At 45.4% G+C, this 10,439-nt stretch carries 8 protein-coding genes; 7 read left to right on the forward strand and 1 reads right to left on the reverse strand.

The genetic code is table 11. The features are described 5' to 3' along the window. The first annotated feature begins 269 nt into the window (after nucleotides 1–269). The 7 genes from rsmH (at nucleotide 270) to FQV37_RS04655 (ending at nucleotide 9,828) form a co-directional block, all read left to right on the forward strand. On the forward strand, nucleotides 270–1,304 hold the full coding sequence (rsmH, locus tag FQV37_RS04625; protein ID WP_420876978.1) for a 16S rRNA (cytosine(1402)-N(4))-methyltransferase RsmH: 1,035 nt from the start codon (nucleotides 270–272) through the stop codon (nucleotides 1,302–1,304). A gap of 432 nt (nucleotides 1,305–1,736) precedes the next feature. Beyond that, entirely contained in the window at nucleotides 1,737–2,219 is a 483-nt protein-coding gene (ftsL, locus tag FQV37_RS04630; protein WP_160021481.1) for a cell division protein FtsL, read from the forward strand. After that, nucleotides 2,216–4,306, forward strand: coding sequence for a peptidoglycan D,D-transpeptidase FtsI family protein (locus tag FQV37_RS04635; RefSeq protein ID WP_160021482.1), 2,091 nt, complete (start codon nucleotides 2,216–2,218; stop codon nucleotides 4,304–4,306). The genes ftsL and FQV37_RS04635 overlap by 4 nt, the downstream gene beginning before the upstream one ends. Before the next feature lie 66 nt (nucleotides 4,307–4,372). Next, complete coding sequence (locus tag FQV37_RS04640) at nucleotides 4,373–6,088, forward strand: UDP-N-acetylmuramoyl-L-alanyl-D-glutamate--2,6-diaminopimelate ligase (RefSeq protein WP_160021483.1); 1,716 nt, start codon at nucleotides 4,373–4,375, stop codon at nucleotides 6,086–6,088. An 82-nt stretch (nucleotides 6,089–6,170) separates the two neighbouring features. Continuing rightward, a complete protein-coding gene (locus tag FQV37_RS04645) occupies nucleotides 6,171–7,619 on the forward strand; it encodes a UDP-N-acetylmuramoyl-tripeptide--D-alanyl-D-alanine ligase (RefSeq protein WP_160021484.1) in 1,449 nt (482 codons plus the stop codon). 3 nt (nucleotides 7,620–7,622) lie between these two features. Continuing rightward, nucleotides 7,623–8,741, forward strand: coding sequence for a phospho-N-acetylmuramoyl-pentapeptide-transferase (gene mraY, locus FQV37_RS04650; RefSeq protein ID WP_160021485.1), 1,119 nt, complete (start codon nucleotides 7,623–7,625; stop codon nucleotides 8,739–8,741). Between the two features lie 139 nt (nucleotides 8,742–8,880). Continuing rightward, complete coding sequence (locus FQV37_RS04655; protein WP_160021488.1) at nucleotides 8,881–9,828, forward strand: putative RNA methyltransferase; 948 nt, start codon at nucleotides 8,881–8,883, stop codon at nucleotides 9,826–9,828. 424 nt (nucleotides 9,829–10,252) lie between these two features. On the opposite strand, the gene FQV37_RS04660 is transcribed toward FQV37_RS04655, so the two are convergent. Next, the coding region (locus tag FQV37_RS04660; RefSeq protein ID WP_160021486.1) for an integrase core domain-containing protein at nucleotides 10,253–10,439 on the reverse strand (187 nt) is incomplete at its 5' end.

Below are 10,439 nucleotides of genomic sequence, written 5' to 3' on the forward strand. Positions count from 1 at the left end.
TAGTATAACAGAGACATGTGATATTTTTAATGAAAAGCCCTTCTAGTGCTTGACTACAGGTGTATCCTTGCGATAATAATGCTAAGCAAGTCATAACTTGTTTATTTTCATCTAATTACTGGCCAGTATGGTCGTCATCTATTGAGTTGTTTGTGTCCCTATCAAAGTCTAAGCCAAAATCGAAAGCCAGTCCTTCTGCCGCCGCTGATCTCTCTGAGTCAGTGTCTAATCCTTCTGCTGTAAAGGATGCGTCTACGCAAGATGTCGATCTGGATGTTACTCACGCCCGTCATGAGGGCGATATCACGTCTGATGAATTAAGTTTTGTCCATGATGCGGTGCTGCTGCAAGAGACTGTCGCTGCGGTGCTCGGCGTAAAATCCTTGCCCAAGCAAACAGAAGGTGACCAAAATAGCTTAAATATAAGTGGCATCTACGTTGATGCAACCTTTGGCCGTGGCGGCCATAGCAGGCTACTATTAAGTCAACTCGCCGATGACGCAACACTGATTGTCTTTGACAAAGATCCGACAGCTATCAGCGTGGCGCAAGAGCTGGCAACCAAAGACAGCCGTGTGCGTGTGGTTCACGATAGTTTTGCGACGTTGACCGACAGTCTGGCTGCTATGGGCATCACTGAAGTTGATGGCTTGATGGCGGATTTGGGCATTTCATCACCGCAGATTGATGATGGTAGTCGCGGCTTTAGCTTTATGCGTGACGGGGCAGTAGACATGCGTATGGACACCAGTCGTGGCCAGTCAGTTGCCGAATGGCTTGAAACAGTCGATGACGAAACGTTGGCCAATGTGCTTTATGAGTTTGGCGAAGAGCGTCATAGCCGCCGTATTGCACGCGCTATCAAACAGATGGAGAGCTACGAGTCTACGCTTGAGTTGGCAGAAGTGATTAAAGTCGCGCATCCTAATTGGCAACGCGGTAAACATCCAGCGACGCAAAGCTTTCAAGCCATGCGTATTTTTATTAATAATGAGCTGGGCGATGTTGACGACTTTTTAGCGCAAAGCATTCCTATCTTAAAGTCAGGCGGACAGCTTGCGGTCATTAGCTTTCACTCATTAGAAGATCGCCGTATCAAGCAGTTTTTGCAGCGACATAGCAAAGGGCAATATCCAGAAGACGAAAACCTGCCAATGCCGCCGAATCGCCCGCGCTATTTTAGCAAGCCAAAACGTGTCGGCCCAAGCAAAGCTGAGACGAGTCAGAATCCGCGCGCGCGTAGTGCATGGCTGCGTATGGCAACGCGTACCGACACAGCTTATGAGCAGACAACACAGCTATAGAAGAACATCATGATGCCACAAGTCATAGTCGAATAAGGTTGGTGAGTTGTCAAAGATTGCTAATGTTTGTCTAAATGATGCGCAAATGTCCTAATGGCTACGCCACTGTTAAAAATCTGTAAATATTGTCTGTTAGGCTCAGCAGTTGGTTTTTATCTGCATGATAGTTGAATGGCTTTATATGTAGTACAGCCATGCAACGTGTTTGGTTTTGGTATGACCTATTGATAGCCATGAGTTGTGATGACTTATGGCTCCTGAATATATTAGCTATTGGATGTGTTTTTTACGTTCGGTTTTTTGAGTTTGGTTTTTACATTTATAAGTGTCTTTGGTTTTATATTTATCGATGGTATGACCGAATAATGACACGTTCATCTTTCGCAATCCGTTATCTACTCTATCGTTTACGTTCACTTTTTTGAGATCGTCATGGCAATATCTGACAAACCTGCGAATCGCCGCACTGCTACACCTTATAATACCGATGTCGGCGAGCTGTTCGTGCGCCGATTTAATGTGGTGAGCATTTATGTGGTCGTGCTACTGCTATTGGCAGCCACGATTGTATGGAGTGGTATCAAAACTGCCGAAGAAGTTCAGCAATATCATCAGGACTACAAAACCTTGCAAGACATGAAAAAACAAGAACGTAAGCTACAAGTAGAGCATCAGCGTCTATTGATTGAGCAGCAGACCTTTAGCGCCACTCCGCAGATTGCCAGTCGAGCGGTTGCTGAATTGGGTATGTATTCGCCAACATTAAAGGATAAGCTGATTATCCAGCCTGGTGTTGCGACTGCATTGGTGTCAGTGGTTACGGAAGACTCAGAGGAAGATATGTCTGACGTAGTTGGGCCACGTGCCTCTACCGACATCTCTCCTGAAGAACCAGCGACGGAGGCAGGACAATGAGTGCAAAAAAGCCTAAATCCACCGCAAAAAACACCAGTAAAAAACCAGCCAGCGGCAAGGTAACCAAACCTCTCCGCCGAGCCAGTGCGGCTAAATCTGGTCAGACGAGCAGCAAGCCCGATAAAGCTGCAAGCAATCGTAAGGCAAAATTGTTTGGACGCATCAAAAAAAGCGACACCCAAGGCGCTTATACCAGTGTAAAAAATCGCAAAAGTAAAATGGTTTTTTCGAGCAAAGCGTCAGGTGCGTCAGCTCTCGGTGGTTTCGAACAAGACAAAAACCGTTTTCGTATGGTTTGGGGTCTAGCGCTAGTTATATTAGCACTACTGATTAGCCGCGCCTATTATATTCAGGTTGCCAACGCACAGTTCTATCAAGACAAAGGCAATGAGCTTATTACCAGTGAACGCACCCAAAAATCTTATCGCGGTATGATTACCGACCGTAATAATCTACCGCTTGCAGTCAGTGCGCCGCTCGCGACAGTTTCGTTTAGTCCACATGATTATTCTCGTGAATATTACGAGCTAAAGCGCATTATCATTACCAATCCTAGCAGTCCACAATTACAAGCGCGTATGCAAAAGCGTCTAGATAATATGGACCTGACAAAGCTAGCCGCTGCTGCCAATATCTCGGTCGATGAGTTGAAAAAAGTCACTGCTATTGATGACAGTATTGATGTGACCGATGAGAAAGCGGTAAAAGCTGCTTTACCATCTGGTGCGGGCTCACACTATTTGCCACTACTTAATAAGGTCACACCTGAGATTGCCCAAAGCGTCAGCTCACTTGATTTCCCAGGCGTCTACGAAAAGAATTTCTTTCAGCGTTATTATCCACAGCCACAGTCCAATGCCCAGCTGCTAGGTTTTATGGGTCAAAACGCCAAGGATCCCGAAGGCGGCTACGAAGGCCGTGCTGGTATTGAGCGTCAGTACGAAAAAGAACTGGCAGGTGATGACGGAAAAGTTTTAGTTCTAAAAGACGCCAAACAAAACAGCCTAAAAGAAATTAAGCAAATCGAGCCAGAAGTACCCGGCAAAGATGTGGCATTGACGATTGATTCGCGCTTACAGTATTTGCTGTATAAAGAGCTAGAAAAAGCTGGGCGTTTGCAAAAAGCACGTTGGTCCACGGGTATGATCGTTGACGTACAAACTGGTGAAGTATTAGCACTATCAACATGGCCGTCGTTTAACTCGAATAACCTTAACGAGATGACGGGTGAAAATCAGCGTAACCGCGCACTGTTAGATGTGTTTGAGCCAGGTTCGGTGATGAAACCGTTTACCGTGGCGGCAGCGCTAGACTCGGGTAAATATACGCCAACGACCTTGATTGATACCAATCCCGGTTCGATTCGCGTACGTGGCTATACCATTCGAGATCATAATAATTTGGGCATGGTTAACATGGCCACGCTACTACAGAAATCTAGTAACGTTGCTTCGACCAAGATTGCGCTATCACTGCCAGCCGATGCTATTAGTAATATGCAACGACAGTTTGGCTTTGGCTCAAAAACACCTTTGCAGTTCCCAGGTGAGGGCAGCGGTTTGATCGTCACGCCAAAAGAAAAAGAAACCTCGCGCCGCGCGACGGTCAGTTATGGTTATGGTCTACAAGTGACATTGGCACAGGTTGCACAGGCGTATTCAGCCCTAGCAGCAGGTGGGGTCATGCATCCATTAACTTTAATTAAAGATGACAAATCACAGCCAAGCAAACGTATTATGGCGCATGAGCAGGCAATGTCGATTGTACAGATGCTTGAGAGCGTGACTGAACCTGGTGGTACGGCAAAAGCTGCTGCCATTGACGGATATCGCGTGGCAGGTAAGACAGGTACGTCACGCCGCATCAATCCAGATGGTGGTTATTATACGGATCAGTATCGTAACGTCTTTGCTGGCATGGCACCTGCATCCAATCCAAAGCTGGTAGGCGTAATGCTTATCGAAGACCCGCGCGGTCAGATTTATGCTGGTCTAACGGTCGCCCCTGTCTTCCATAATGTGATGAAAGAAGCATTACGATTGTATAATGTGCCTTTGGATAAGCCACTAAAAACGGAAGCGCAGTAAGCGTTCAATTATTTTAAATGTCCAGTTCTACTGAGCTGACACGTTTTAACTGTTTAGGATTTATCTATGACTATATCATCGCTAGATAGCGCTACTGTTACTTTACAACAGCTTATAGATGCCAATAAAAGCCAGCAGCAAAAACTGGCTGAGCAACTTACAGCGATGATAGAAACATCGATTCAGAAAGTATTCAAGCAGGCAGAGTCAGAACAAGCTCAATCTACTGCCCATATCCCATTTCAGCAGTTTCGCTTAGACAGTCGTCAACTGGAAGCGAACGACGTATTTATCCTTTTAAAAAGTCAAACAGCCAACCCTCAAAAAAGTCGCAATTATTTACTACAAGCCGCTGAGCAAGCCGCGTTTATTCTCTCAGAAATTGACCCTATTGTTTTGCTTAGCGAAGCAGATAATTCCTCAAATACCACTAATGAACCGCAGACAGATAGTATTGCTAATGCACAGCAGCAACTAGCAGCATTATCATGCCATGTATTATACGTTCCTAATATTCGTGACTTTTTAGGTAGCTTAATTCAAGCGCGCCTCCAATATCAGCAGCCAGTGACTCTACCGACTGTGGTTGCGGTAACTGGTACGAATGGTAAAACAACCATCAGTCAATTAGTAGCACAGCTTACTCAATTGATGGGTCAGAGTAGCGCAGTGATGGGTACGGCAGGTAATGGTAGACTTGGTGCGCTGGTGCAAGCCAGCCATACCACGGGCGATGCGTTAGCTGTCCAGCAGTTCCTATATAAAATGGGAACAGAGCAAGCAGAAATATTAGCATTAGAGGCCAGCTCTCACGGGTTAGACCAACAACGTCTACAAGGTATGCCAGTCACTGTGGCGATTTATACCAATTTGAGTCGTGACCATTTAGACTATCATGCCGATATGGCAGAGTACGCCGCTGCCAAAGCAAAACTGTTTGATAAAGCTCATTTTCCAGATTTGACTCATGCCATTATCAACATCGATGATGAGCACGCTCATGTTATGTTAGATACGGCAAATGCTAGCGACTTGACGGTATGGACGTACAGTTTGGATTCATCAAAATCTGCTACTTTTGTAGCCGCTGATATCTCACCGAGTCTGCAGGGTGTAAAAATTAATCTGCGTACGAATTTTGGTGATGAGAAAGCTGACAACATAGAGATTATCAGTCCATTATTAGGTCGCTTCAATGTAGCCAATTTGCTCGCGGCGATAGCAGCCGTCGTAGCACTTGATGTTGACTTGGCTATAAATATTGAGCGTATTGCGCCTGCTGTTGCACAGTTGCAAGGTGCGGTTGGGCGTATGCAGCGTGTACCGTCAAATGATGGCTGCTTTATCGTTGATTATGCGCATACTCCAGACGCTCTAAGCCAAGTGCTAGCAAGTTTAAAAACCCACTGTAAAGGTCAGCTATGGGCAGTATTTGGTTGCGGCGGAGATCGCGATGCAGGCAAGCGACCGTTGATGGCGCAAGCAGGTCTGGCAGGTGCTGATCAAGTTGTTTTGACTGCGGATAATCCACGTACCGAAGACCCAAATGTAATTTTGCAAGATATGCAGGCTGGTATGACAGCTGAGCAATATCAACGAACCCATATCGAGCCTGCCCGCCAAACCGCTATTGAGTATGCAGTTAGTCACTCAGGTTTAGATGATATCGTTGTCATCGCAGGCAAAGGTCACGAAACCTATCAAGAGATTAATAACGTCCGCTATGATTTTGATGACAGTGTTGTTTTGCAGCAGGCATTGAATCAAGCTGGCCGTGTGTAGTTGATTGGCTTTCGATACATGTATTAGTAAAAATTGATCATTAAATATAAAAATTAAGTAGTCATCATATAAGGTAATCATTATGACAGCCGACACCGATAATACTGCCCAGTCGCAAGGGCTCTATGTCTGGCAAATGGACAATCTGCTCGCAGCGACCACGTCGCTCGATGGGCATTGGCAACTACCACAAGGCCATGCAGCAGAACAGACGGTCTTGTCCAGTAAACGTATAGCCACCGATACCCGTACGATAAAGCCAGGCGATATATTTTTGGCGCTAAGCGGCGATAATTTCGATGGTCACGATTATATCGAGACAGCGATATCAAAAGGCGCTGTTGCCGCTGTTGTCTCGCGTCCTATCTCGTTGTCCGGCCCAAATGCTATTCCGCAATTGGTGGTCAGCGATACTCGTGTGGCACTAGGTCAATTGGCAGCCTATCGTCGTCAGCAGCATACAGATTTAACCGTAATTGCTATTACGGGTTCTAGTGGCAAGACTACTTGCAAAGAAATGCTAGGCAGTATTTTTGGTAGATTGGCACCGACCTTGATCACTCGTGGTAACCTTAATAACGATTTGGGTGTACCAATGATGCTGCTTGAGCTATCAGATCATCATCGTTATGCTATTTTGGAATTGGGCGCAAATCATATTGGCGAGATTGCTTATACGACTGAAATCGTGCAGCCTGATGTGGCCTGTATCTTAAACATCGGTACAGCGCATTTGGGTGAGTTTGGTAGCCGTGAAGGCATCTGCCAGACCAAGGCTGAGATTTACCATACGTTGACGGATGCGCAGTTTGCAATTGTTCCTGATAAGGATGATTTTACCAATCAGTTGCGTCGTATCGCTGAAAAGCATACCTCACATGTGATTGGCTTTGGTAATACGGATGTAAGCGCAAGCCATCTAGACGTAGAGCCTGAACGTAGCGAATTTAAGCTACATATCGGTAACCAAATCCATGATATCAACTTGCCATTGGCAGGTGAACACAATGTCAATAATGCCTTGGCTGCTGCTGCCTGTGCGCATGCGCTAAATATTGAGGTAGGTGACATTGTGATTGGGCTAGAAAATGGGCGTCCTGCTAAAGGTCGTTTAAATAGCCAGATACTTGGTATGCATCGTCTTATTGATGATACTTATAATGCCAACCCTCATTCGGTACGTGCCGCCGCCAAAGTATTGGCTGCGCAAACGGGCACGCAAGTCATGGTACTGGGCGATATCGGTGAGCTCGGTGAAGCAGCTATTAGTGAGCATCAAAGCTTGGGCCGTACTATTGCGACCACAGGTATCAACGTGCTGCTTTGTGTTGGCGAATATGCCCCTTATACCGTTGCGGGTGCGCAAGAAGTGTCTGATATCAGTGCTCATGCTTTTGCCGACAAAGACAATTTATTACAGTATTTACAGCCGTATTTGCAAGCGCAACAAGCTAAGCCTTGTACTGTGTTGTTCAAAGGCTCTCGTTCCATGGGAATGGAAACACTTATTCATGCGCTAGTAGAGGAGTAGGCGGTGTTAGTTTGGTTGTTTGGCTGGCTTGGCCAGTATTATACGCCGTTTTCTGCGGTTTCTTCGTTGACGTTGCGAGCATTGCTTGCCGTTGTTACCGCACTTGTATTTAGCATGATGTTTGGTGGCCGTGTCATTCAGCACTTGCGTTCGCTCAAATATGGTCAGGCCATTCGTAATGATGGGCCTCAATCGCATTTGGCTAAGACTGGTACGCCAACCATGGGCGGGGTATTGATCCTCAGTGCGATTGGCATATCGACGCTACTATGGGCACGACTAAACAATCCTTATGTTTGGATTTTGCTTGTGGTTATGGTTATCTTCGGCGCCGTAGGTTGGGCTGATGATTGGTTAAAAATTAAGTACAAAGACCCAAAAGGCCTAATCGCTCGCAAAAAGTATTTTTGGCTGTCTATGGGCGCACTGTTTGTCGGTGTGTCTTTGTATTATATCGCCACGCTACAACCCGATATCAACACCACGCGTGAGATGCAGGATTTGCTATTACCAGTATTCAAAGACTGGATGATTCCATTTTCAGCGGTGCCATTTGGTATTGGCTTCATCATCTTTACCTACTTTGTGATTAATGGCGCTTCTAACGCAGTCAATCTAACCGATGGGTTGGATGGTTTGGCAATTTTGCCAGTCGTTCTCGTCGCGGCAGGTTTGGGCGCGATGGCCTATGTATCAGGCGATGTACGCTTTGCTGATTACTTGCATGTACCTTATATCCCTTATAACTCCGAAGTCATCATCGTCTGTGGCTCAATGGTCGGAGCAGGCCTTGGTTTCTTATGGTTCAACGCGCATCCAGCACAAGTATTTATGGGTGATGTTGGCGCGCTAGCACTAGGTGCAATGCTAGGTACTATCGCCGTGATGACCCGTCAAGAGATTGCCTTTGCGATTATGGGTGGTTTGTTTGTCGCAGAAGCGCTATCAGTGATGTTGCAAGTTGGCTCGTACAAACTGCGCAAAAAACGCGTCTTCCGTATGGCGCCACTGCATCATCACTTTGAGGAAATTGGTTGGAAAGAAACACAAGTGGTGGCGAGATTTTGGATTATTGCCATTATTCTTGTCATCCTTGGGCTAATGACGCTAAAACTGCGTTAAGCTATAACCGTCAAATATCTATATGGATATCAATTTGCAAAAATCTAAAAAGCCGTTTCAATCATGATTGAGACGGCTTTTTGTCGCTCAGGACCCATGAATTTTGTTAAAATGCGAAGCATATTGCTATCACTTTGAGATGCCCGTGTCGTTATTTATTTGTCCACTTTGTCAGTCACCACTACAGCCTGCCGCCGATACTTGGCGCTGTGATGGCAGTTTGCACCCTAAGCAAACTTCACATCCCTTTGATGTGGCGCGTCGAGGCTATGTCAACTTACTACCAGTACAACAGAAAAAGTCTAAAGCCCCCGGGGATAGCCAAGAATCTATCGATGCGCGTAAGCGGTTTTTGAATCATGGACACTATGCACCGCTCCAAGAGTTAATTAGCCAAAAAATGATAGAATTGCTGTCTAACGATGAGTTAATAGATAAGCAAGATAGCAAGACGGTCAATTGGCTTGATATTGGCTGCGGTGAAGGTTACTACACGCAAGCAATGGCGCAAATGGGATCGGATGTCATAGACACACTGATAGCCGCTGACATCAGTAAGCCTGCAGTGGTTGAGCTGGCCAAAGTCAGTAAAATAGCAGGTCGTCTATGGTATCAGCCGCGCAAAGAAGATACTGCCAAGACGACAGCAGTCTATCCATTAGTGACCAGTGCTGCACATCTACCATTACGCCCGCATAGTATGACGGGTATTAGTAGTATTTTTAGCCCTATTTTGCCCGAGGCGTTTGATAATGTATTGATGGATGGTGGCTATCTGATTATTGCCAAACCTGATGTCGGGCACTTGGCAACGATGCGTGATGCGCTGTTTGATGATGTGCGTGAGCATGATTCTGATAAATTTTTGCAAGAATTGGCACCGTATTTTACGTTGGTTGAGACCTGCCTTGTCAGTACAGAACTGACATTATCCGCAGAGGATTTGGCTGATTTGATGACGATGACACCTTATGCGTACCGTGCTCGCAGCGAAAAAAGGCAAGCACTATTGGCTGCCGTAGAAACAGTAGCATTTAGCACAGAGGCAAAGTTTGTGGTTTATATTTTGCAGAAAACGTCTGTTTAGCACATTTAGAGCATAGCAGTCTGGAGTATTGCTATGTTCGCTTTAAACATTAGCCATTAACTTCTAATGAGTTAGGTTTTTCGAATACCAAAAATATTGATATCAGGAAATTTGGCTTAACCGTTTCCGTATTTGCACTCTTTATCAATCAGCTAGTCATTCGCGTTTTTATAAATATCTTGTTTACGATGCTTACCGATAAAGCCTAAATACGCTGTCATTTAACCAAACATTACGCCAATACCTAACATGCCTTTGATTGCGCATGCCCTCGTAACAATCGCAACCTTTCTTCAAGTTTCATAAATCTACTTAATACTAGAATCATTTATCATTCTCTTTGTCGATAGAGTAAAGCTTTATCACGATAGTTCATTTAACACTATGAACCGCCCCGACTTTATCGGAGAGTGATTTACTTGAGTCAGGCAGCGATGCCTGACAGGGTTAAATTATCATAATACCGCTTTTCAAAATCAAAAGGTGACACATAACCAATCGTACTATGCAGTCGTGTTTTATTAAACCAGTCCACCCACTCAAGGGTTGCCAGTTCAACATCGTTCACACCAGACCAGCTCTCTTTCAAATAATGAATGACCTCAGACTTA

Origin of the sequence: Psychrobacter nivimaris (genome assembly GCF_009812035.1) — a bacterium.
In the GTDB taxonomy this organism is placed as follows: Bacteria; Pseudomonadota; Gammaproteobacteria; order Pseudomonadales; family Moraxellaceae; genus Psychrobacter; species Psychrobacter nivimaris.

Bases quoted from the DNA above. Each gene is read 5' to 3' on its own strand.
- ftsL (WP_160021481.1), top strand. From the start codon at position 1,737: ATGGCAATATCTGACAAACCTGCGAATCGCCGCACTGCTACACCTTAT.
- FQV37_RS04635 (WP_160021482.1), top strand. From the start codon at position 2,216: ATGAGTGCAAAAAAGCCTAAATCCACCGCAAAAAACACCAGTAAAAAA.
- FQV37_RS04640 (WP_160021483.1), top strand. From the start codon at position 4,373: ATGACTATATCATCGCTAGATAGCGCTACTGTTACTTTACAACAGCTT.
- FQV37_RS04645 (WP_160021484.1), top strand. From the start codon at position 6,171: ATGACAGCCGACACCGATAATACTGCCCAGTCGCAAGGGCTCTATGTC.
- FQV37_RS04655 (WP_160021488.1), top strand. From the start codon at position 8,881: ATGCCCGTGTCGTTATTTATTTGTCCACTTTGTCAGTCACCACTACAG.